The following is a 23385-nucleotide window of genomic DNA, read 5'->3' as shown; positions in this document are numbered from 1 at the left end:
CGAGGTAGAGCAAAGCACCCGGACATGACCGCACGGATTCATGGAGAGGAGCACCACATGTCGCCTTCGAATCACACGGCGACCACCCGGGATGAGCTCGGGCTCGAGCTGATCGACCGGTGGTGGCGGGCCGCCAACTACCTGTCGGCCGGACAGATCTACCTGCTCGACAACCCACTCCTGCGGGAGCCGCTTCGTCCCGAGCACATCAAGCCGAGACTGCTCGGCCACTGGGGCACCACACCGGGGCTCAACTTCATCTACGCCCACCTGAACCGGGCGATCACCCAACGCGACCTCGACATGATGTATGTGATGGGTCCCGGCCACGGCGGGCCCGGACCACTCGCAGCGTCCTGGCTGGAAGGGTCGTACACCGAGACCTACCCCAACGTGACGCAAGACGCCGAGGGCATGCGGAAGCTGTTCCGGCAGTTCTCGTTCCCCGGCGGCGTGCCCAGCCACGTCGCCCCGGAGACACCCGGCTCGATCCACGAGGGCGGCGAACTGGGCTACGCACTCTCCCACGCGTATGGTGCGGCCTTCGACAACCCCGACCTCATCGTCGCCGCGGTGGTGGGTGACGGCGAAGCCGAGACCGGCCCGCTCGCAGCGAGCTGGCATTCGAACAAGTTCGTCGACCCGCGACGCGACGGCACCGTCCTGCCCATCCTGCACCTCAACGGCTACAAGATCGCCAGTCCAACCGTCCTCGCCCGGATCACCCCGGAAGAACTCGACCACCTCCTGCGCGGATACGGGCACAGCCCGCGCTACGTCGAGGGCTCCGACCCGGCGCGGATGCACCAGGACTTCGCCCGAGCGCTCGACGAGTGCCTGGACGAGATCGAGGAGATCAAACGCCGCGCCCGCGAGGAGGACCACTCCGAACGGCCCCGTTGGCCGATGATCGTGCTCCGCTCCCCGAAGGGCTGGACCGGACCGGCCGAAGTGGACGGCAAGCCCGTCGAGGGGACGTGGCGGTCCCATCAGGTGCCGTTCGCCGAGGCACGCGAGAACGACGCGCATCGCGAGATCCTCGAGCGGTGGCTTCGCAGCTACCGTCCGGACGAACTCTTCGACGAGCGCGGTGCGCCGGCCGCCGAGATCGCCGACCTGCATCCTGCGGGGACCCGCCGGATGAGCTCGAGCCCGCATGCCAACGGCGGGCAGTTGCTGCGAGAGCTCCGCATGCCGGACTTCCGGCAATACGCGATACCGGTATCGGCGCCCGGCGGATCTGACGCGGAGTCGACTCGTGCGCTCGGCGGGTTCCTACGGGATATGCTGTCGGACAACGCCGACAACTTCCGGGTCTTCGCTCCCGACGAGAACAACTCCAACCGGCTCAATGCCGTCCTCGACGTCACCGAGCGCACGTGGAACGCCGAGATCATCCCCGGCGATGATCACCTCGCGCCCGACGGACGGGTCATGGAGATCCTCTCCGAGCACACCTGCCAGGGATGGCTCGAGGGATACCTGCTGACCGGACGCCACGGCTTCTTCTCCTGCTACGAGGCATTCATCCACATCGTGGACTCCATGTTCAACCAGCACGCCAAGTGGCTGACCACCACCAACGACATCGCCTGGCGGCGCCCGATCGCTTCACTGAACTACCTGCTGACCTCCCACGTCTGGCGGCAGGACCACAACGGGTTCTCCCACCAGGACCCCGGGTTCATCGACCACGTCGTCAACAAGAAGTCCGACGTCATCCGCGTCTACCTGCCCCCGGACGCGAACACCCTCCTCTCGGTCGCCGACCACTGCCTCCGCAGCCGCCAGTACGTCAACGTCATCGTCGCCGGCAAACAGCCCCAGCCGCAATTCCTGTCGATGGAAGCCGCGATCGAGCACTGCACCAAGGGGATCGGCATCTGGGACTGGGCGAGCAATGACGAAGGGGAGCGGCCGGATGTCGTCATGGCGTGCGCCGGTGACGTGCCCACGCTCGAGACGCTCGCCGCGGTGTCCATCCTTCGTGACGCCTTCCCGAACCTTCGGATCCGCGTGGTGAACGTCGTCGACCTCCTGCGGCTGCAGGATCGTCAGGCTCATCCGCATGGACTGGCGGATGAGGACTTCGACGCGCTGTTCACGACCGACGTCCCTGTCGTCTTCGCGTACCACGGGTACCCGTCGCTGATCCACCGCCTCACCTATCGCCGGGCGAACCACGCGAACTTCCACGTCCACGGCTACCGGGAGGAGGGCACGACCACGACGCCGTTCGACATGTGCGTGCTCAACGAGATCGACCGCTTCCACCTCGCCCTCGACGTGATCGACCGCGTTCCGAGCCTGCGGGACGTCTCCAGTCACGTCCGAGAGGAGCTGCGCGACCGCCTCATCAGGCACACCGTGTACATCCGAGAGCACGGGGACGACCTGCCCGAGATCCGGGATTGGGTCTGGCGCGATTCCACGTCGACGGAGCCGGCAGAAGCACGAGGCTGAGATGACCGAGTCAGCACCCGCTTCCGGGGCTCGCCTCCTCCCAGCCGACGAGGCGTTCGGAGACACCCACGGGGTGCTGATGGGCATCGATGCAGTCGTCGCTCCGATCTATCCGGATGGCTCGCTGCAGCCCCTGCCGGGAACCGTCGCGCTGCTGCAACGGATTCGCAACGCCGGCCTGCCTGCCGGCGTGATCGCCCCGGATCGAGATGCGCATCAGCTCCTCGTCCGAGCGAGCCTGTCCGACCTCGTCGACGTCATCGTCGATGCCACCACGATCGAGGACGTCCGCGCCACCGGCGGCCCGCACGCCTCACCGTTGCGGCAGGCGGTGCGGCGGATGGGTGTGACGTCCGAGCGCACCGTGGTCATCGACACCACGGTCGCCGGTGTCGAGGACGCGAAGCGCGAGGGCTTCGGATTGGTCGTCGGCATCGACCGGTTCGAGCCGAGGGCCGAGCTCGAGGCTGCAGGCGCGGACCTTGTCGTCCATGACGTAAGTGAGCTCGACCTCGGTGCCTCGAGAACCGATCCATGGGTGCTCGGCTATCGTGGCTTCGATCCAGCGCACGAAGGCCATCGGGAAGCCCTGACGACGCTCGGCAACGGTTGGATGGGCACGCGTGGTGCGCGTCCGGAGCATTCGGACGACGGCACCCACTACCCCGGCACCTACCTCGCGGGCATCTACAACCGGCTCGAGAGCACCATCCACGGCCGTGCGCTGGCCGAGGAGCATCTCGTCAACGCACCCAACTGGCTGCCCCTCGACCTGCGCATGGAGGACGGCGCATGGTGGTCGAGCGGCGCCGTGGCCGCATCCGAGGAGCGCCACCATCTTCACCTGCATGATGCCGTCTCGATCAGGCGGGTCATCCTCCACGGCCCTGATGCCGGCCGGCTCTCCGTGATCCAGCGCGCCGTCGTCTCGATGGGCGATCCGCACTTGGCGATGCAGGAGACGACCGTCACGCCGATCGGCTGGAGCGGCCGGGTGACGTTCCGCGCGGGCATCGACGCGGGAGTTCGGAATACGAACGTTTCCTCCTACGTCGGCAGCGATTCGACGCATCTCGCCGAGCCCACGTTTCGCGTCGAGGGCCCCGTGCTCCTGTGCGAGGTGGAGACCCGGCAGAGCGGCATCCGAATCGCCACCGCCGCGCACATGACCGTCCGCGGGACCGACGTTATCCCGACACGCAAGGTCATCGCGTCAGGTCGGCGCCACGAGTTCGAGTTCGACCTGTCGGTGGGCGATGGCAAGCCCGTGACCCTCATGAAGGTCGCAGCGACCTTCACATCGCGAGACACGGCGATCTCCTCGCCCGGAGACGAGGCCGTCGACCGGGTCCGCGACGCGGCATCCCGCATCGACGAGCTCCGTGATCGGCATGGCGCTGCGTGGCGGCTGTTGTGGGCCCGGTTCGCCGTGACGCTCGAGGCCGACCTTCTGAGCCAGCTTGTCCTGAACCTGCACATCTTCCACCTCCTCCAGGCCATCTCGCCGCACACCGCCGAAGCCGACGCGGGCGTTCCGGCCCGAGGCCTCCACGGCGAGGGCTACCGAGGACACATCTTCTGGGATGAGGTGTTCGTCCTGCCCGTGATCGGACTGCGGCTGCCGGAGGTGGCCGAAGCGCTCCTCGATTACCGCTGGCGACGGCTCCCCGCTGCCCGACGGGCGGCACGCCGAACCGGGCGGGATGGCGCTCTGTTTCCCTGGCAGAGCGGCAGCGACGGACGCGAGGAGACGCCCGCGCTGCTCTACAACTCCCGTTCGACGCGCTGGATGCCGGACAATTCGCGGCGCCAGCGACACGTCGGCCTCGCGATCGCCTGGAACGCCTGGCAGCACTTCCAGGTCACGGGCGACGTCGAATGGCTGACGCGGCGTGGGGCGGAGCTCATGGTCGAGGTGACCCGGTACTTCGTCTCGCTCGCCGAGTTCGACGCCGACGACGGCCGGTACCACATCTCCGGGGTGATGGGACCAGATGAGTACCACGACGGCTACCCGGACGCCCCGGGAAGCGGGCTGCGCGACAACACCTACACCAACGTGATGGTCTCCTGGCTCTGCGCTCGAACGTGCGAGGCACTGGACGTCCTGGAGGGTCACTTCCGCGGGGAGCTCGAGGAGAGGCTCGGGGTCCGCGACGACGAGATCGCGAAATGGGCGGATGTCGGTGCACGCCTCGCCGTCTCCAGACACGCCGACGGCATCCTGAGCCAGTTCGACGGATACGAGAACCTCGCGGAGCTCGACTGGGCCCGCTACCGCGCCCGCTACGGGAACATCGGACGTCTGGATCTCATCCTCGAAGCCGAAGCCGATTCGACCAACCGCTACAAAGCCGCCAAGCAGCCCGACGTCGTGATGCTCGTCTACCTCCTCGGCATGGACGGGCTGCGAGGACAGCTCGAGCACCTCGGATTCCGATTCACCGACGAAGACGTGGTCCGGACTGTGGAGTACTACTCGTCGCGAACCAGTCACGGTTCCACGCTGAGTCGGGTGGTCCACGCCTCGGTGCTTGCGGGATTGGATGCCGACAGGGGCTGGGAGCTGTTCCGCGAGGCGCTGATCGCCGACCTCGACGACACGCAATGGGGCACCACCCGCGAGGGGATCCACCTCGGTGCCATGGCGGGCACCATCGACATCGTCATGCGCTCGTTCGCCGGGCTCCGGGTCACGGAGGGGGAATTGCACTTCTCGCCACGTCTGCCCGCACGTCTGCGGCGGGCCGGTTTCCAGTTCGCCTATCGAGGCCATCGCGTCGACGTCCAGGTCACCCCGGGATGCGTCGAACTCTCGCTTCAGCCGAGTCGCGCCGCTGCGCTTCGCGTCCGAGTCGGCGAGGCCACCGCCGCCCTGAAGGGCGGGGAGCGTCATGAGTTCCTCATCGCGTCCGCGGGATCCGTCCCAGAATCGAGACAGAGGAGGACACCATGAACACCATCAACGTCGTGAACGGCTAAGGCGTCATCGGCAAGCGCGTGGCGGACGCTCGAGGCACCGCAAGGCCAATCGAAGCCCCCCGCAGCTAAGCGGAGACCGCATCTGCCACGATCGTCAACGACACAGACATGTGACACCTCCACGGGCACACCATTCAGCACGAGGGCGGGGGCCGCGGAAGGATGCCTCCATCGTACGGCCTCGCCGCAAGCTGGCGGCCGATTCGATGCCGACAGCCCGGGGCGCTGGCTCAGGTTGCCACAACCTCTACCACGGCGAGACGCAGATGGTCGGGGTGCTCGCGTACGCGGCATGAAGTCCGGCCTTGCGGGGGCGGATGCATCGAGCACCCGCCACAGTCGGCGCCGTGAGCCCGTCGCCGCCGGAGTGCCACGGGACCAAGGGCGCGTCCTCTCGGTGACCGGAGTGGAAGCGTGGCATCCAGGCAAGCGGGAGGTCCTGATGAGGGAAGCAGAAGCGTTCCGGGTGGTCGTGGGCGTGGACGGCTCCAGGCCATCGATCCACGCCTTGGCATGGGCGGTCAGGGAAGCGCGCCTGCGTCGGGGAACGCTCCGAGTCCTCACCGCGTGGGACTATCCCGCCGTCATCGCCGGAATGGATGGCGTGCTCGACGTCTCGCACATCGAGGACGCGACCCGGCGGACCCAGTCCGTCGCACTGAGCAAGGTCGCGCACGACGACGTCCCGGTTTCTGCAGAGGTGCTCAGGGGATCCCCGGCATCCGTCCTGGTCGAGGCCTCGGTACTCGCCGAGCTCATCGTCATCGGTTCACGCGGCCTCGGCGGATTCGGCGGTCTGCTGCTCGGCTCGGTCTCGGCCCAGGTCGCCCGGCACGCTGCGTGTTCGGTGCTCGTTGTGCGCCCACGCGAAGACCTGCCTGATCGGTAGGTCCGTCAGCCGCCCCGGCTTCTGCACGGGACCATCACGAGTCCCGCCGTGAGGCGCGCAGCCAGCCCCGACCCCGATTCGTGGGAAGCAGACCATCTCGATCCCAGGTAACAAATCGATAACACGAGACTCCCAGAGAGGCCGCCTAGGGTTGCCGGGATCCCCCAGCCCCCAACCCAGTTAGCCCCACTGAATGAGCACCTCCCAGCGCGGCCGCCGTGCGGCCGGCCCCCCCAGCACGCCCTTCCGACTCCGCCCTCGAGGCCCCTCCGCTCCGTCGAGCGAAACACACTCCCAGCGACCCTCGATGGCGGAGCCGCCAGCGAGACCGCGGCGTCGGCGGCCGAAACGATCCGTCCTTTCGCTCTCCGCGATGCTGTTCGCCGGAGGCATGGCGGTCGCCACCAGCGTGCCCGCCGTTGCGATCACCACCAGCCACACCGACACCAGTGCGACATCCCAGACGGCAGCGATCGTGGGCGACCCTCAGTCGCTCGAAGTGGCCGCAGACGCGGCGGTGTCGACGATCACCCCGGGTACGTACGTCGTTGAATCCGCTCCGCCCCCGCCCCCGCCCCCGGCTCCCATCGCCGTAGCCGAGCTCGAGGCGGCGCCCGTGTTCAACGGTCCAGTCGTGGCGTGGCCGGTGCTGTATCCCGACCGCATCAGCAGCCCGTTCGGCCCTCGGACGGCACCATGCGCCGGATGCTCGACGGACCACGACGGCGTCGACTTCAACTCGGGTGACGGCACGCCGGTGATGGCCGTCGCGGCCGGCACCGTCATCAGTTCCACGGATGCCGGCGGCGGCTACGGCGTGATGATCGAGATCGAACACCAGGTCGACGGCTCAACCGTCACGAGCCTGTACGCGCACATGAGCTACGGATCCCGACTGGTCGAAGTGGGAGACACCGTCTCGGCGGGCGAGCAGATCGGATCGATCGGTTCCACCGGACAGTCCACCGGCGCCCACTTGCATCTCGAGATGTACGGCACCGACGGGGTCCGGTTCGACGGGTACGACTGGTTGGCGGCCCGAGTCGGCTAGCTGTAGTTCCCGGCACGTTGTGAACGTGTGATGTAGCGAAGACCTCCGGGACGATGTGGGTCACCGCACTCGCATCAGCCACCGGAGGTCTTCGTGACTCACGCTAACGCGCTTCTGACGCCTGCGGGGCCAATGATGGGCCGGTGCGACACCCGCTAGAAGTGGTGTTCGCCACTACTTATGCATCGCGCTTGCTGCCGCTGTCCGCCCCGTGGACACGACCAATCCTCGGGTCTATCCTGTGCCCGTCTGACGACCGTCAGGCGTCCACGAGACACGCCACGAGGCGTTCCACAAGCTGTTCGGCCTCGACCCCGTCGAAGGTCCGTGGAGCTACCCCGAGGACATCGCGATCGGCACGGTCGGCGAGCGCATCGAGGTCGGTTCGATCTTCGACGGATGGGGCTACGTGCACCTCTACGACACCGCGACCATTACCGAACTCGACACCTTCGCCATCGACGAGGCGCACGACCCGGACTACGCGTTCGGCTACGGCGACCTCTCGGTGCACGAGGTGGCGGTCGACCCGCAGGATCCGTCGCTCGCCTATCTCGCCTACTACTCGGGCGGCCTCCGGGCGATCCAGATCATGTGCGACGGCGAACCGTACGACCCTGAGACCGTGACCGACACCAGCGGATGCGAGCTCGTGGAAGTCGGCGGCTACCTCGATGAGGCCGGCAACGACTTCTGGGGCGTCGAGACGTTCGTCGGTGAGGATGGGATGACCTACGTTCTCGCCAGCGATCGCGACAGCGGCCTCTGGATCTTCGTGGACCCGTGATCGAGAAGTCCAATTGAGCAGAAGAGGGCGGGTTTCCCGCCCTCTTCCGCGTCCAGGGGGAGCCGACCCCGCGCTGCTCGCGTTCATCGAGCTGCGGCGAGACGCCAAGGGTTGCCTAGGCGGGCTGACCGGATGAAGCCGGAATCGTCAGTCTGCGGTCAGCAGGTCGTACCCGGCTTCGGAAATCGCCGCCCGGACCGTTTCAGCGGGAATCGGCTTGGAGCTGACCACCATGACCCGCGAGGTGCCGCCGGCGTTGAGGTCAACGCTGACGCTCTGAACTCCCTCGAGGCCGGAGAGTACTTCGGTCACGCTGGAAACGCAGTGGCCGCAGGTCATCCCGTTCACCTGGTAGTGCTCGCGGATCACCGGCCCTGCGGTCTGGTCGTGGACCTGGACGTCGGACTGCTCATGGGAGTGACCGCCACACGCGCATCCACTGTTCTTGTCGGTGAGGCCGAGGTCGTTCGTCGTGCTGGTACCGCACATAGTTGCTCCTATTGGCTGGTTGTCCGGGGTGGCCGGTCGGAATCGGTCAGGATCGAACGAGGCGGGCGATCGCCGCGCTCGCCTCGCGCAGCCTCTCCTCGGCGACCGGCCCGCCTTCCGCGCTCGCCTCGGCGACGCAGTGGCTGAGGTGATCGTCGAGCAAGGAGAGGGCGACGGTCTCGAGCGCTTTCGTGGCAGCGGAGACCTGGGTCAGGATATCGATGCAGTAGACGTCCTCGTCGACCATCCGCTGGATGCCACGCACCTGCCCTTCCGCGCGGCGAAGCCGGTTCAGCAGGTCTTCCTTATTCGCGACGTAACCGTTCATGCAAAGCCTCCATACCCCATAGGGGTACCAGTATAGCAAGCTACAAGGGTGATCTGGGGCGCTCGGAGCAGGTTGACGGCCGTGCCCCCGACGATGGACAGGCGGAGGTTGAGCAGCGTCGAGTGCGGTTCCCACTGTGGGCGGAAGGAGCGCGGGTCGTACGACCCGCGCTCCCCTCGCATCCTGAGCCTCAGGCGTCGACCGTCGCCAGTTCGGCTTCCGAAACGGAAGCGCTGGGTCGTGCACCGCGGAGCGTGACAACGGCGATGAGTCCGCCGACGGCTGCCACCACGGCGGCACCGATGAACGCCGCCGAGTACCCGCTGGTCAGCGACTCTGCCCCCGTGCCGCTTCCGATGACCACGGAGCTGAGCGCCGTCACCGCGGCCAGCCCGACGGCCGAGCCGATCTGGTAGCTGGTGTTCACGAGTCCGGATGCCACACCGGTCTCCTCGGCACGGGCGACACCGATCGCGGTACCGAGCGAGGGAACGAACGCGAGGGCCATGCCGAACGCGGCGACCAGTGAGGCGGGCAGCACGTCGACGACGTAGTTCCCGTCGGGCCGGACGAAGCCGAGCCAGACGAGTCCCGCTGCAAGGAACGCGAACCCTGCGACGATGAGGGACTTCGCGCCGAACCGGGCCAGCAGGCGCGGTGCGACCGTGGTCATGGCGAGCACGATGAGCGCAGTCATCGGCAGGAGCGCGGCACCCGCGGCGAACGAGCCTGCGCCGAGGACCTGCTGGAGGTAGAGGTTCAGGAAGAACCACATCGGCACCCACGCGGCCCCGAGCAACAGCTGCGCCAGGTTCGCCGCGCCGAGCTGGGGCGTGCGGAAGATCCCGAGCCGCAGCAGTGGCTGGCGCGACTTCGCCTGGACGACGAAGAACAGGGCGAGCAGCACAATGCCGGCGCCGAGGGCGATGAGCGTCTCGGCGGATGCCCAGCCGACCTCCGGCGCCCGGACGATGCCGTAGACGAGCGCCGCAAGTCCTGCAGTGCCGGTCACGGCACCGAGGATGTCGACCGTGCCGCGCTGGCCCGCGATGCGCGGCAGCGCTCCCGGAGCGAGGGCGATGACCGCCACTGCGATCGGGACGGTGATGTAGAACACCCACGGCCAGCTGGCGTACTCGGTGAGCACCCCGCCGAGGAAGACTCCGGCCGTTCCGCCGATGGGGGCTGCGGCGCCGTAGACGGCGAACGCCTTGGGGAGGTCGGCGGTTCCGCCGAACAGTGCCATCAGCAGGCTGAGCGCAGCCGGGGCGATCAATGCCGCGCCGGCACCTTGGACGGCGCGGCCGGCGATCTCGACGCCGACGGTCGAGGCGGCGCCCGCAAGTACTGAGCCGAGCGCGAGGACGATCCATCCCGCGATGAACACCTTCCGTGCCCCGAGGAGGTCTGAGAGCCGGCCGCCGAGCAGCAGCAGGCCGCCGAAGGCGATGACGTAGGCGTTGAACACCCAGGACAGCGACTCGGGTGTGAAGCCGAGTTCTGCCTGCATGTCCGGGAGGGCCACGCCGATGATCGACGTGTCCATGATGACGACGAATTGGGCGGCGGCGATGAGCGCGAGCCCGAGCCAGCGGCGTTTCGCCGGCGCGTTGGTTGATTGCGACATGATCCGATCTCCTTCCGGGGCAATACCCCACTGGGGTATAACATATACCCCCCTAGGGTATTCCGTCCAAGTCCTCCAAAGGGCTGGTGCGCGCGACGTCGGTTCAGCCGTAATCAACGGCGCAGGCAGGCACGTCGAAGGGGCCGACGGAATGGTCGTCGACCCCTTCGCGGCGAGCGATCAGGCCATCGCGTACTTCTCCGGGGCAGCGTCGAAGAGCGGGCCGCAGGCGGCGCAGCAGAACCAGTAGCGCTCTCCGTCGTGGTCGCGGTAGAGACCGGCCGCCTCGGCGTCGGCCTTGACCACGACGCTGCCGGGCATGACCCGGCACTCGGCGAGGGCGTCGGGTCCGCGGAGCAGGTCGGTCGCGTCGGCGGGCTTCGCGGCGTGGCCGTGGGCGTTGCCGGTTACGTTGCCGGGGCTGCAGCAGTGTGCACTCATGTGGGGTGTCCTTTCAGTTCGCGTGCGTCACGCGTGTTCGAGTTCCCGCGCCGGGGCGGTCGCGGTGGGGGTGGCGCCGGTGGCGCCGGTGGTCCGCGAGCGGAAGGTGCGCAGGCGGAGGCTGTTGCTGACGACGAAGACGCTGGAGAAGACCATCGCGGCGCCGGCGAGCATGGGGTTCAGCAGGCCGAGGGCGGCCAGTGGGATCGCGGCCACGTTGTAGGCGAACGCCCAGAACAGGTTGGCCTTGATGGTCCCGAGGGTCCGGCGTGACAGACGGATGGCGTCCGCCACGGCTCGGAGGTCGCCACGGACGAGGGTGATGTCAGCGGCTTCGATCGCGACATCCGTGCCGGTGCCCATAGCCAGGCCGAGGTCGGCCTGGGCCAGGGCGGCGGCATCGTTCACGCCGTCGCCGACCATCGCGACGACCTTGCCCGACACCTGCAGGTCGCGCACGATGCGGACCTTCTCGGCGGGAAGCACGTCGGCGATGACCTCGTCGATGCCGACCTCGTCGGCGACGTGCCGGGCGACGGTGGCGTTGTCTCCGGTCAGCAGCACGGGGGTGAGGCCGAGCCGGCGAAGCTCCGCGATCGCCTCACGGCTGGTGTCCTTGACCTGGTCGGCGACGACGAGCACGCCGCGGGCGGCGCCGTCCCACGCGACGAGCACCGCGGTCTGGCCTGCTGCTTCCGCAGCGAGCTTGGCGGCGCGCAGGTCTTCGGGCACTGGCATGACCCAGTCGTCGAGCAGCGATTCCCTGCCGACGACCGCGAGGTGTCCCTCGACGATGCCGTGCACGCCTCGCCCCTCGTCGTTCTCGAACGACTCGACCGCGGCGAGATCGCCGACGCGAGCGGTGACGCCGGCGGCGATCGCGCGGGCGATCGGGTGCTCCGAGGCGTCCTCGAGCGCGCCGGCGATGCGGAGCACGTCGGTCTCGGACTCCCCCGCGGCCGTGTGCACGGCGAGCAGCGTCATCCGACCGGTGGTCACGGTGCCGGTCTTGTCGAGCACCACGGTGTCCACCTTCCGGGTGGACTCCAGCACCTCGGGGCCCTTGATCAGGATGCCGAGCTGCGCGCCGCGACCGGTTCCGACCAGGAGCGCGGTCGGCGTGGCAAGGCCCAGTGCGCACGGGCAGGCGATGATCAGCACTGCGACGGCGGCCGTGAATGCGGCTTCGACCGGGAACCCGGCGCCGATCCAGACGCCGAGCGTGGCGACGGTGAGCGCGAGCACGACCGGCACGAACACGCCTGAGATCCGGTCGGCGAGCCGTTGCACCTGGGCCTTGCCCGACTGGGCGTCTTCGACGAGCCTGGCCATCTGCGCGAGCTGCGTGTCGGAGCCGACCCGGGTGGCACGCACCACGAGCCGGCCGCCCGCGTTGACGGTGGCGCCGACGACCGCGTCGCCGACCGCCACCTCGACCGGCACGGACTCGCCGGTAAGCATGGACTGGTCGACGGCGCTGCGGCCCTCGACGATCACGCCGTCGGTGGCGATCTTCTCGCCCGGGCGCACGACGAACTCGTCGCCGGCGGTGAGCCGATCGATGGGAATCCGCTCCTCGCGCCCGTCGATGAGCACGGCCACGTCCTTCGCGCCGAGCTCGAGCAGCGCCCGAAGTGCCGCTCCGGCCGCGCGCTTGGATCGCTTCTCGAAGTACCGGCCGGCGAGGACGAACATGGTCACCCCGGCGGCGACCTCCAGGTAGATGTTGGCGGCGCCGTCGGAGGGCGCGACGGTCAGCTCGAACGGGTGGGTCGTGCCCGGTTGCCCGGCGGTTCCGAGGAACAGCGCGTAGACCGACCACAGCAGGGCCGCAGAGGTGCCCACCGAGACGAGGGTGTCCATGGTTGCGGCCCCGTGGCGCAGGTTCACCCAGGCGGCACGGTGGAACGGCCAGGCCGCCCAGACGATCACCGGGGCGGCGAGAACGAGTGACAGCCACTGCCAGTACGGGAACTGCAGGGCCGGGATCATCGCCATCAGGATGACCGGGATCGACAGCACGACCGAGCCGGTGAGCCGCTGCCGGAGGGACCGCAGCTCGCCGTCCTCCGCACGGCCGGCGGCGGGGGAGGGCAACGTGTTCGCGGGTGCGGGCAGTTCCGCCGTGTAGCCGGTTTTCTCGACCTCGGCGATCACCTCGGCCGTGCTCACGCCGGCCGGCAGCTCGACGCGGGCCTTCTCAGTGGCGTAGTTGACCGTCGCGCTGACACCGTCCAGCTTGTTGAGCTTGCGCTCGATCCGCATCGCGCAGGAGGCACAGGTCATCCCGCCGATCTCGAGTTCGATGACACCGGATGGCGGTGGATTCTGCGGGGGTCTCGCGTTCATCGGGCGTTCCTTCCTTCGTTGTCGGATGTCAGTGCCCGGCGCCGTGCGCGCCGGTATCGGAGTGTGTTCCGGTCGGGGGCTCAGCAGACGCGGTGGCGTCGGCGGTGGCGGCGTCGATGGCGAACGACGCCGTGTGCACCCGTCCGTCGACCTGGAAGTCGAGGGAGAGGAAGTACCCGCCGGCGGTCGGCGGCGTCGCGCCGAAGCGGATGTCGGGTCCGAGGCGAGTTGCACCCGATGTCTCGGCCTCGTCGAGCGGGTGCACGTGCAGGTAGCCGAGGTCGCCGGCTCGCAGCATGACGAGGTGGCCCGCCGCACCGAGGTAGGGCTCGATATCCATGACCGGCCGCCCGTCACGGCGCACCGTGAACACGACTTCCGTCTGCATACCCGCCTCGAGGTCTCCCGCAAGCTCGACCGTGAACGGTCCGGCCTCCGCGACGCGGTCGCCGGATGCCGCGACCTCCGCGGCGTGGACGTGCCCGTTCACCTGCGCGGTGTTGGTGAGCGTCAGGGTGCGGTCGTGTCCGGTGGGACGGAAGTCCGCGAAGAGCCGGTGGGCGCCCGCAGCCTCCCACGTCCAGGGGATGCTCCAGGTGCCGTCCGTGTCCAGTTCCGGGTGCACATGCCGGAAGGAGCTGCCATCGGTGCGCACCGCGATCAGGTGCAGCTGCTTCTCGTGCGTGACGTCGAACTCGGTCACCGGCTCCCCGGCGGGGCCGAGGATCCGGAACCGCAGCTCACCCAGTTCATCTGTCCCGGCCGGCGCGGCGAGGTCGGCGAACCGGTACCCGTCCGCCTCGATCGACAGCCCCGGCACCTCGGCCGGGACCGACTTCTCGTTCTGCACTTCGTGCTCCTCTCCTTCGTGTTCGCTCTGCTCGGCCCACGCGGTGACGGTGCTCGGCGGTACCAATATCGGACCGACCGCCAGGGCCACGCCGAACGCTGCGGCAAGACCTGCTCCGTAGAGCCCGAGTCGGAGCGGCGTGCTCATCTCAGCGGCGCTGCGCGACATAGCCGGCCTCCTCCACAGCCGCGAGGACTGCTCGGTCGTCGAGCTCCGCATCGGAGCTGATGGCCAGGCGGCCGGTCACCGCCGACACGTCCACCGTCTTCACACCGGGAAGCCCAGAGACCTCCTCGCGCACGGACAGTTCGCAGTGCCCGCATGTCATTCCGGTCACCTGGTACTCGAACACGCTCATCGCCTCATCCTTTCGATACGGGGGTGGGGTATTGGGTTATGATGCCAACCATATACCCCCATGGGGTATTCCAGATCAGGAGGCTCTCATGAAGTCGCATCACGTCCTCGTCGTCGGGGCCGGCGCTGCGGGATGGTCCGCAGCAGACACGCTGGTGCGTTCCGGTTGGCCGGGGCCGGTGACAATCACCGACCCACAGGGGCCGACCCAACCGCACGCTCGTGAACAAGGGCGTACTGACCGGACTGTTGACGCCCGAGCAGGTCGCCCGCGACGCGCCGGCGGGCACCGAACTGGTGCGCGAGGAGGTGTCCGCGATCGAGGCTGACGGAACGGTGCGATTCCGGTCGGGGGATCGGATGCGGCCGGCGGCCGTGCTTCTCGCCTCGGGGAGCGCTCCCCGGCGGTACTCGGCCCAGGCCGGCGGGGATCGCGCCGGCACCATCGAGCGCCTGACGCACCTTCATTCGATTGAGGACGCCGAGCGGGTCCGCACCCTGCTGCCGCCGAACGGTGGGCGCGCCGTCATCCTCGGCGCCGGCCTGATCGGATCCGAGACAGCGTCGCTGCTCGCGGAAGCCGGAGCCGACGTGACCCTCGTGTCCCGCTCGCCGGTGCCCCTGCGTCGCGAACTCGGCCCGGTCGTGGCATCCGCCTTGCTCCACCGACACGACGCTCACATCCGAACCCGCTTCGGACATCCGGTGAGCCATGTCACCGCGGGATCCGAGTCCGTGGTCATCGGACTCGAGGACGGAGAGCGCCTCGAAGCACACGTGGCGGTCGTCGCCCACGGCACCGTTGCTCGGCGGCCGCTTCTCTCCGGATCTCGCGAGGGAAGCATCGCCTCGATGCGGGTCGATCACTGGGAGGATGCGGCCGCGCAGGGCGCGCACGCTGCCCGCTCGATCATCCATGACGTGCTCGGCGGCCCGGATCCCGGCGAGTACCGCTTCACTTCGAGCTACTCCAGCCGCATCCACGGCTCGATGCTCACGGCGTCGGGTGTCGCCTTCCCCACGGGTCGCTGGACCCATCCGATCGACGGAGCGGCCGTCGCCGTCGGCATCCACCGGAGCCGCACGACGGCGGTCGCCGGACTCGACGCCGCCAGCACCGTGCTCAGTATCGCCGCGGAGATCTGCCACGACCGCCACGGCGTTGCCGACGGGACGCCAGCATGAGGAACAAGCCGTAATCGGGAGCTACGACACCATCAGGAAGGCAGAGGCCGCATCTCCTCTTGCGACTCAACCTCGGATGTCGCACGGGAAGTCCAGGAACGACACGAGCTCGCTCATCGGTGCATTGTCCAACAGGAGTCAGCCGAGGGCACCGTCGGCCGTAGGGCCGGCGGCTTCGCTTCCGATCTGGGCACCCTTCCGGGACGATGGGCATCCTCCAGCGCAGCAGCTTGCCCATCGTCCGATACTTCTTGCACACCGGTGGCGGCTCATCTCGTGGGACTCGGCCGACCGCCAGGTTGCCGTCGGCAGAGCCGTCTCGGTCGGTTCGCCTCGATCGCCTTCAGGGCCGCCATGAACACGCCAGCCGCAGTGACTGAGTGACCTCAACCGTCACCTACTCGTGGAGCAGACCCGGTAGGCGGCGGTCTCGGCTACTTCGCGAAGCTCTCCGCAGCGGGCTTTCGGGCCCATCGTCAGGTGGGCGGTGGTGCTGCTCATCGTCGCGTTCGTCCAGGAGTGGAGTACGCCGGCGACGAGCTCGCCCGACGCGTGCTGCGGCGGTGTACGGACTGAGCGGCGCCGCCCGAGCCGGATTTCACACCGACCGGGAGCGCCACGTCGAGTGCACGCCGAGCGCCGCCGCGGCCTTCATGTGCCGGGACGGGGACGGCGCCGGTGCCGCGGGCCATGGTGCGCCGGGGCCAGAGCGCCAGTGCCGCGACCGCGCCGGCTGCGGCCAGGACTCCGAGGATCGACCAAGCCGTGGTGACGCCAACGGCCGTGCCGACCCACCCCGCGAGGGGGTAGGTGAGGAGCCATGCGAGGTGCGACAGTGAGAACTGGGCGGCGAACGTCGCAGGCAGCCCCGCCGGGGTCGTGGCGGAACGGATCACGCGGCCGGTCGGGGTGACGACCATGGCCGTTCCTGCGCCGATCGCCGTCCAGATCGACGCCATCAACGCCCACGAGACCGTGCCGGTTGCGCTCATGACGACGGCCGCGATGACGCCTGCGACGAGCACGCCGGCGCCTGCGGTCATGACGGTGCGTTCGGCGATCCGGTCGAGGAGGCGGGGGACCAGCAACGCGACGACGAGCGTGCCGCTGCCGGAGGCCGCGAGCATCCATGCGACGTCGGACTGGCCGCCGCCGAGTTCGTCGCGCACGACGTTGACCGTGCTGACAATGACGATCGACCCGGCCGACGCGACGACGAGGTTCAGCGCGAGGACCCCGCGCAGCCGGGGAGTGGCGGCGAAGGTGCGGATGCCCGAGGTCACCCGGTCCCAGGCCCGGGGCTGGCCGGTCGGGCGGGCATTCGGTACCCGTGCCGAGAGCACGAGGATCGCCGAGATGACGAAGCCGACCGAGGTGCCGACGAACAGCACGTTGAAGCTCATGAAGGCGAGGGCGATGGCCGCGAGCACTGGACTGAGCAGGCTCTCCATTGTGTACGCCACCTGCGACGCCGACAGCGCCCGCGTGTATGCGGCCTTGTCGGTGACGATGTCTGGGATGACGGCCTGGAACGTGGGGGTGAACGCGGCCGAAGCGGACTGCAGCACGCCGATCAGCACGTAGACGTGCCATACCTCCGTGACGAAGGGCAGCGCGAGCACCACCGCGGCTCGCACGACGTCGAGCAAGGTCAGGAACAGCCGGCGCGGCAGGCGGTCCGCGTACGCGGCCGCCAGAGGAGCGATGGCCACGTACAGCACCATCTTGATGGTCAGGGCGGTGGCGAGCACCGCGCCGGCGCTCGGGCCAGCGAGATCGTAGGCGAGCAGGCCGAGCGCCACGGTGGCCAGGCCCGTGCCGAACAGCGCGATGACCTGGGCGCCGAACAAGTGGCGGTAGTCACGGATCTGGAACAGGCGCATGATGACGACTCCCTGAGTGGTGTGCGATGCACAACACAACCCAATACCCCTGGGGGGTATTCCCGGGGACTCAATCTTCGCAGCGAGTCTGCCGTTCTCGTCGCCGAGGGTGTGGGCCGGTCATCGCCAGCCGGATGTCGCATCTCGTGCCGTGGGTGGCGTGTCGGCGCTTCGCGGCCGATTGTGGCCAGTCTCGGTCCCGGGGCTCCGGTCAAGCCGGACACCTCATTCGCGGCAGCGACGACGCCGATGGGAGAGGGAGCTGTGGCCCGTCGTCGTCCGCACCGCCACATGAGTGATCAAGTCGAGGAGGACGTCGTCTGGCACGTGTGCGTGACGGTTGGGCGGGCGTGCTCGGCGTCTACGACGCGCGGACACGACGCTGAGAGCAGCGAGTGCCTGGAACTCTCGCAGATGGAAAGTTGCCACGAGCGAGCCTGACCGTGCCGGGCGGCCTGTCACGCAGCGCGGGCGCGGCCGACATAGATCATCCGCAGGTCGGCGCCGACCTAGACCTCGACCGACCCCAGGCGCTGACTCTGCCGCTTGTCGAAGCAGTACACGTCTGGCACTTGAGGGCAGCTGCGTCGCAACCGCGTTACATCGAATGCGCGCCGTGGTCCATCGGGAGAGCATGGAACAGGCACCGGACGCAGACCTTGAACTCGAGCATGGCAGCGAGCGGGTGAAGGCGGCCGAGACGAAGCCGGCGACCACGGCCGGCGTGGCGCAGCGACGGTGACGCGCCACCTGTCGCGCGCGATGTCGATGCTCGGCGACGCGGCGCACGCGCCGCAGCGGATCGGGCATCGACGCTTTGCGTCCTGGTGTCGGGAGTGTCGCGGCCGCCTTGTCGCCGGCACGCAGCACGCGGCGTTCTGCTCGCAGTCGTGCCGTGACGCGGCGCGGCGTCGACAGTCGCGTCATCGCCGTGACGCCGCGACATCCGTGCTGGTGCGTCGCTGCGAGGCCTGCCTGTCGCGGTACGTGTCGGCGATTCCGCGTCAGCGCTTCTGCTCGGCGACGTGTCGCAAGCGTGCCTGGCATGACGCGTCGCGCGTCGCGTCACCGCGCCGGACGACGTGCGCGAACGCCGCCTGCCGCGGCGACATGCAGCGCGGTCGCGCAGGCCAGCAGTACTGCTCGACGCGGTGCCGTGTCGCGGCGCACCGGGCGCGACAGGGGGCGGCGTCGTGATCTCGATGGTGAAGATCGCGTCAGGCGAGGATGCGTGGCGCTACTTCCACGAATCTGTCGCGGTCGAGGCTGGGCGTGGTGACGCCGTCGACTACTACGCCGCAGAGGGAACACCGGCCGGGCGATGGTACGGCGCCGGTGTCGCGAGCCTCGGTGTCGCCGAAGGTCGAACCGTGACGCCAGCGGAGCTGTCGCACCTGTACGGCGCTGGCGCACATCCGCTGACTGGTGAGCCGTTGGCGCGGAGGTACGTCGTGGTCGCGACACTCGAGGAACGGGTGGACGCCCGCGTCAAGCAGCTCGACACCTCCCTCGGTGACGCGACGCGCGAGGACGCCGTCGCCAAGATCATCGCCGAGGAGACGGCGCACACGCCGCCATCATCCGTCGCCGGGTTCGAGTTGGTGTTCAACCCGCCGAAGTCGGTGAGCGTGCTCTGGGCGCTCGCGCCGACGTCCGTGCAGGAGCAGATCAAGGCCGCGCACGAGCAGGCGCTGCAGGAGACTCTTGCGATCCTCGAGCGTGACGCGTTGCGGACCCGTGTCGGCGCCGGCGGGGTCGCGCAGCTCGAGGTGCTCGGTGCGGTTGCTACCGGGTTCGATCACTGGGACTCGCGGGATGGCGACCCGCAGCTGCACACGCACTTGCTCATCGCGAACCGGGTGCAGACGCCGGACGGCCGGTGGCGCACCATCGATTCCCGTCACGCGCTCTCGCCGCACGTCGTCACCCTCTCGGAGACATACGACGCGGCACTGATGGATGCGCTCTCGAACCGCCTCGGCGTGGCCTGGACCGAGCGGACCGCCGCCGTCGACGAGCGCGGCTACGCCCGCTTCCTGCAGGACCATGGCCTGTCCGATTCGCAGGAGGCGCGGGCGCTGTTCGCTGACGCGAACGGGGTCGCGGCGCGGAACCGGAAGTGGGAGATCGCCGGCATCCCGCCACGGCTGCTCGATGAGTTCTCGCAACGATCGACGGCGATCGCGAAGGCGAAGGACGACCTGATCGAGGAGTACCGGGCGGCAACCGGAAAAGAGCCGTCCCGGTTCCAGGTGTGGCGGATGCGCAACCAAGCGACCCGTCGCACGCGCGTTGCGAAGACCGTGCGCTCGCTCGAACAACTGAGCGAGGACTGGAGGGAACGCGCCGCTCGCATCACTGACCCCGACGAGCTCGTCGCCGAGGTCGTCCGTGCGGGATCCGCCCGACTCGCGGAACAGGGCCGCTGGTCGGCGCGTGGCGATGACCTCGCCGATGCGCTCGATGTAGCGGAAGTCGCCGGCCGGGTGCTCGCGACGCTCGCCGAGGCGCGCGCGACGTGGACACGCGCGAACGCGATGGCCGAGATCCACCGGGCGCTGAAGCCGATCACCTTCCGCAGCATCCTCGACCGCGACGACGCAACCCGGCGAGTCCTACAGCGCGTCATCGACCAAGCGGTCGCAGTCACCCCACGAAACCCGCTGCATGCGCCGCGCGAATTCCGGCAGTCGGATGGCGCGTCCGCGTTCGCGCCCACATCCCGCGAGCTCTTCACGACACAGCGACTGCTGGACGCCGAACGCCGGCTCCTTGATGCCGCATCGCGCCAGACCGGACTTCGAGTCGACGCCGCGGCGCTCGAGGCTCGGCTCGATGAGCCGGACCGGCAGGGGCGGATGCTCGGATCGGACCAGCGCGATGCCGTTGCGATGATCGCCGCGTCCGGGCTCGCGATCGACGTGCTCGTCGGGCCGGCCGGCGCCGGGAAGACGACCACCCTCGCGAAGCTCAGCGAGCTCTGGGAGCAACAGCACGGGCAGAACTCCGTCATCGGTCTCGCCCCATCAGCATCAGCCGCGAGAGTGCTCGGCGAGGCGCTCGAGATCGAGACCGAGAACACCGCGATGTGGATCAGCGGTTCAACCGGTCCCGCCCCGCGATTCGCGATGCGCTCGGGGCAGCTGATCGTCGTCGACGAGGCGGGCATGAGCGGCACTCTCGCACTCGACGAGCTTTGCGCGCAGGCCGAGCGGGCGGGCGCGAAGCTGCTGCTCGTCGGCGACTGGGCGCAGCTCGGCGCCGTCGATGCCGGCGGCATGTTCGCAACGATTGCCGCCTCCCGCGGAAAGGACGCCGCCGAAATCGACCAGGTGTGGCGATTCACCGCCGCGTGGGAGCGTGACGCGTCCGTGCTGCTCCGCCTTGGCGACCCCACCGCGATCGACGCCTACGCGGCGCATAACAGGGTCGAGTCGGGCACGAGCGAGCAGATGCTCGCCGACGCGCTCTCGGCGTGGAAGCAGGATGTCGCTGAGGGTCGCGATGCGCTCCTGATCGCGTCCGACAACGCGCAGGTCCGGACGCTGAACGAGCACGCCCAGCAATGGCTCCGTGACGCTGGCCGGCTAGGCGAGGCATCCGTCGGGATCTCGGAGCGCATGCGCGCCCACACCGGCGACCGCGTCGTGTCCCGGAACAACAACCGCACCCTGCGCGACAGCTCGGGGGAGTGGGTTCGGAACGGACAGGAATGGGTCGTCGTGCGGATACGGCGCAATGGAGAAGCCGTCGTCGAGAACGCCGACCGGGCGCGCGTGACGCTGCCCGTCGACTATCTGCGCGACCACGTCCAACTCGCGTACGCGACGACCGCGCACCGGTCCCAGGGCCGCACCGTTGACACGGCACACGTCCTGGTCGATGAGAGCACCTCGCGGGAGGTCTTCTACGTCGGCATGACCCGCGGCATGCACTCGAACCGGGCGTACGTCACCGCCGGTCTCGCCGACACCGACGCCACCCGGCAGCTCGAGCGCGGCTGGCGGGACGTGCTCGAGTCCGTGTTGCGATCGACCGGCGCCGAGACCTCGGCGACGGCGACGATCACGCGCGAGCACGAGCGTGCGTCAAGCATCCGCCAGCTCGCGGCCGAGTACGAGACACTCGCCGCGCACGTGGCGCGCGAACGCTACGGCCCACTTCTCGCCGGCACGCTCGGCGAACAACTGCACGACCAGCTCCAGCACCACGGCGGGTATGACGCCCTCGTCGCCCTCATCCGCCGCGCCGACGAGCAGGGACTCTCCGTGCGTGAACTGATGAGGGTCGCCGTCCGCTCGCGCCAACTTCATGGTGCGACGGATGCCGCGGCCGTGGTGCATCAGCGCCTGACTGACCGCCTCGCGGTCGCCGCGGCATCCCGGCCTGCCCGCTACCGCGACCACATCGCCGGCCTGCTTCTGAGCATCACCACGGACAACGCAGACATGCGCCGCGCGCTCGAGGAGCGCGCGGCCGCGATCGTCACGCGAGCCAACACCGTCCTCGATCGTGCGCTCTCAGATCGCGAGCCATGGACGGAGCGACTCGGCGACGCATCCGGAGAAGGATGGCGGTCCGCGGCCATCACGGTCGCCGCCTACCGCGACAAATGGGGCGTGACCGCCGCCGACCCACTCGGGCCCATCGACGACCTCAACCACCAGCGCCGCGCCGACCACGCCCTCGCGAAAGCGGTGCTCAACGGGATCGAGCAGACGACAACGGATGACTCGCCGAGAACGGCCCGTCGAGAGATGGCGGGCACCCATCCACAGGTTCCGACTGAATCCCATGAGCATCGTGGGCCGCGGCTACGGTCGGCGCCATGAGAGGCGATCTCTACCGGTCGCTCGGCGTCGACCGTCATGCATCCGCCGAAACCGTCGCGCGCGCCTCAACCGAGCGGGCCTTCGCGACCCATCCTGACTTGGCCGGCTCCCGCCGTACGCGGCGCGAACATCGCCGGGTCCTTGCTGCGGGTCGCGTGCTCATGGATCCCGATCGGCGGCGCGCGTACGACGAACGGTGCGACCGACGGGCGGGCCGTGACGGGCGCCCGCGAGCCCGAGGCTGGGTCCGTGTCGTTCTGGCTGTTTTGATCCCCGGTGTGCTCATCGTTGCGTCGGCCGCCGCGATGAGCGTGTCGAGCAATCGACTCGCGACGATTGGGGCGGAGCCCGCCGCGGCCATCGTTCGGCTGGCCAGCGCCCAGCTCATGTTTGCGGCGTTCGTGCTCGGCGCCATCGTGGCATTCGTCCCGAGCCGGCGTATGGTGCGCCGAGACCTTCTCGGGGTGATCATCGCGGGAGTCGCATCGACGCCCATCCTGATGTCCGCGGCGACCACTGAAATGACGGATGCCGCGACCACCGCGTTCGTAATCACCGGCGCGCTTCTTGTCGGCGCCGCGACAATCGTGGGCGGCGCCACGACACGGCAAGTCGCGGACACGTACGCGCGCTGGCGGTGGGCGCGACTCGTGCGCATGGCCGAGGACGGTGGCCACGGGATCCTCTACATCGAGCGAGCGGTGCACGCTAGCGAACGCTCCCGTGTACTCGCGCTCGATCACGCGACCGGAGAGTGGGTCGAGGAAGACCTCTGGGGCCGGGCCGCTCCAGGATGCTGGCAGCTCGTCGATCGCAATCGGGGCGTCCTGCTGACCCAGACGGTTCGAGTCGGGTAAGGCGACATCGTACGG

Annotated in this window: 17 protein-coding genes and 1 pseudogene; 10 read left to right on the top strand and 8 right to left on the bottom strand. The window is 68.9% G+C overall.

What is annotated here, in order from left to right:
* Nucleotides 1-57: 57 nt before the first annotated feature.
* The 5 genes from AVP42_RS12935 (at nucleotide 58) to AVP42_RS12915 (ending at nucleotide 8172) form a co-directional block, all read left to right on the top strand.
* The gene (locus tag AVP42_RS12935) at nucleotides 58-2463 is read left to right on the top strand and encodes a phosphoketolase (protein WP_067949653.1); all 2406 of its coding nucleotides are present in this window, start codon (nucleotides 58-60) and stop codon (nucleotides 2461-2463) included.
* A gap of 1 nt (nucleotide 2464) precedes the next feature.
* A complete protein-coding gene (locus AVP42_RS12930) occupies nucleotides 2465-5419 on the top strand; it encodes a glycosyl hydrolase family 65 protein (protein WP_067949649.1) in 2955 nt (984 codons plus the stop codon).
* 423 nt (nucleotides 5420-5842) lie between these two features.
* On the top strand, nucleotides 5843-6334 hold the full coding sequence (locus AVP42_RS12925) for a universal stress protein (protein WP_231878624.1): 492 nt from the start codon (nucleotides 5843-5845) through the stop codon (nucleotides 6332-6334).
* A gap of 373 nt (nucleotides 6335-6707) precedes the next feature.
* Nucleotides 6708-7385: a M23 family metallopeptidase gene (locus AVP42_RS12920; protein WP_067949647.1), complete on the top strand. Its 678-nt coding sequence runs from the start codon at nucleotides 6708-6710 to the stop codon at nucleotides 7383-7385.
* A gap of 409 nt (nucleotides 7386-7794) precedes the next feature.
* Nucleotides 7795-8172, top strand: a complete 378-nt coding sequence (locus AVP42_RS12915; protein ID WP_067949646.1) for a hypothetical protein — start codon at nucleotides 7795-7797, stop codon at nucleotides 8170-8172.
* 147 nt (nucleotides 8173-8319) lie between these two features.
* Here AVP42_RS12915 and AVP42_RS12910 read toward each other — a convergent pair whose 3' ends face one another.
* The 7 genes from AVP42_RS12910 to AVP42_RS12880 form a co-directional block, all read right to left on the bottom strand.
* On the bottom strand, nucleotides 8320-8661 hold the full coding sequence (locus AVP42_RS12910; RefSeq protein ID WP_067949645.1) for a heavy-metal-associated domain-containing protein: 342 nt from the start codon (nucleotides 8659-8661) through the stop codon (nucleotides 8320-8322).
* Between the two features lie 46 nt (nucleotides 8662-8707).
* Nucleotides 8708-8989 carry a metal-sensitive transcriptional regulator gene (locus tag AVP42_RS12905; protein ID WP_067949643.1) on the bottom strand — a complete coding sequence of 94 codons (282 nt, stop codon included), beginning with the start codon at nucleotides 8987-8989 and terminating at the stop codon, nucleotides 8708-8710.
* 190 nt (nucleotides 8990-9179) lie between these two features.
* Nucleotides 9180-10616 (bottom strand): MFS transporter, encoded by a 1437-nt coding sequence (locus AVP42_RS12900; RefSeq protein WP_067949642.1) that lies wholly within the window; start codon nucleotides 10614-10616, stop codon nucleotides 9180-9182.
* Nucleotides 10617-10796: 180 nt separating this feature from the next.
* Nucleotides 10797-11057 carry a YHS domain-containing protein gene (locus AVP42_RS12895; RefSeq protein ID WP_067949641.1) on the bottom strand — a complete coding sequence of 87 codons (261 nt, stop codon included), beginning with the start codon at nucleotides 11055-11057 and terminating at the stop codon, nucleotides 10797-10799.
* A gap of 27 nt (nucleotides 11058-11084) precedes the next feature.
* Nucleotides 11085-13406, bottom strand: coding sequence for a cation-translocating P-type ATPase (locus AVP42_RS12890; protein ID WP_067949639.1), 2322 nt, complete (start codon nucleotides 13404-13406; stop codon nucleotides 11085-11087).
* A 28-nt stretch (nucleotides 13407-13434) separates the two neighbouring features.
* Nucleotides 13435-14424 carry a heavy-metal-associated domain-containing protein gene (locus tag AVP42_RS12885; RefSeq protein ID WP_157356839.1) on the bottom strand — a complete coding sequence of 330 codons (990 nt, stop codon included), beginning with the start codon at nucleotides 14422-14424 and terminating at the stop codon, nucleotides 13435-13437.
* A complete protein-coding gene (locus tag AVP42_RS12880; protein WP_067949635.1) occupies nucleotides 14405-14614 on the bottom strand; it encodes a heavy-metal-associated domain-containing protein in 210 nt (69 codons plus the stop codon). Before AVP42_RS12880 ends, AVP42_RS12885 begins: the two co-directional genes overlap by 20 nt.
* Before the next feature lie 221 nt (nucleotides 14615-14835).
* Between AVP42_RS12880 and AVP42_RS17065 the strand changes: the two are divergent.
* A pseudogene (locus AVP42_RS17065) lies at nucleotides 14836-15375 on the top strand (FAD-dependent oxidoreductase); the annotation flags it as partial.
* A gap of 90 nt (nucleotides 15376-15465) precedes the next feature.
* Nucleotides 15466-15798 carry a hypothetical protein gene (locus AVP42_RS16930; RefSeq protein ID WP_231878622.1) on the top strand — a complete coding sequence of 111 codons (333 nt, stop codon included), beginning with the start codon at nucleotides 15466-15468 and terminating at the stop codon, nucleotides 15796-15798.
* Nucleotides 15799-16295: 497 nt separating this feature from the next.
* Here the strand turns inward: AVP42_RS16930 and AVP42_RS12870 are convergent, their stop codons facing one another.
* On the bottom strand, nucleotides 16296-17681 hold the full coding sequence (locus AVP42_RS12870) for an MFS transporter (protein ID WP_082847249.1): 1386 nt from the start codon (nucleotides 17679-17681) through the stop codon (nucleotides 16296-16298).
* 738 nt (nucleotides 17682-18419) lie between these two features.
* Here AVP42_RS12870 and AVP42_RS16750 point away from each other — a divergent pair.
* From AVP42_RS16750 to AVP42_RS12860, 3 genes are read left to right on the top strand one after another with little or no spacing between them, the layout of a single operon-like run.
* On the top strand, nucleotides 18420-18878 hold the full coding sequence (locus AVP42_RS16750) for a hypothetical protein (RefSeq protein WP_197467021.1): 459 nt from the start codon (nucleotides 18420-18422) through the stop codon (nucleotides 18876-18878).
* A 5-nt stretch (nucleotides 18879-18883) separates the two neighbouring features.
* Entirely contained in the window at nucleotides 18884-22513 is a 3630-nt protein-coding gene (gene mobF / locus AVP42_RS12865) for a MobF family relaxase (protein ID WP_231878631.1), read from the top strand.
* On the top strand, nucleotides 22510-23370 hold the full coding sequence (locus tag AVP42_RS12860; protein ID WP_082847247.1) for a DnaJ domain-containing protein: 861 nt from the start codon (nucleotides 22510-22512) through the stop codon (nucleotides 23368-23370). The genes mobF and AVP42_RS12860 overlap by 4 nt, the downstream gene beginning before the upstream one ends.
* Nucleotides 23371-23385 lie beyond the last annotated feature (15 nt).

The organism is Agromyces sp. NDB4Y10, from assembly GCF_001620055.1.
GTDB classification, from domain to species: Bacteria; Actinomycetota; Actinomycetes; order Actinomycetales; family Microbacteriaceae; genus Agromyces; species Agromyces indicus.
The sequence above is the reverse complement of the archived record's forward strand: the minus strand, read 5'-3'. Positions and strand labels throughout refer to the sequence as shown.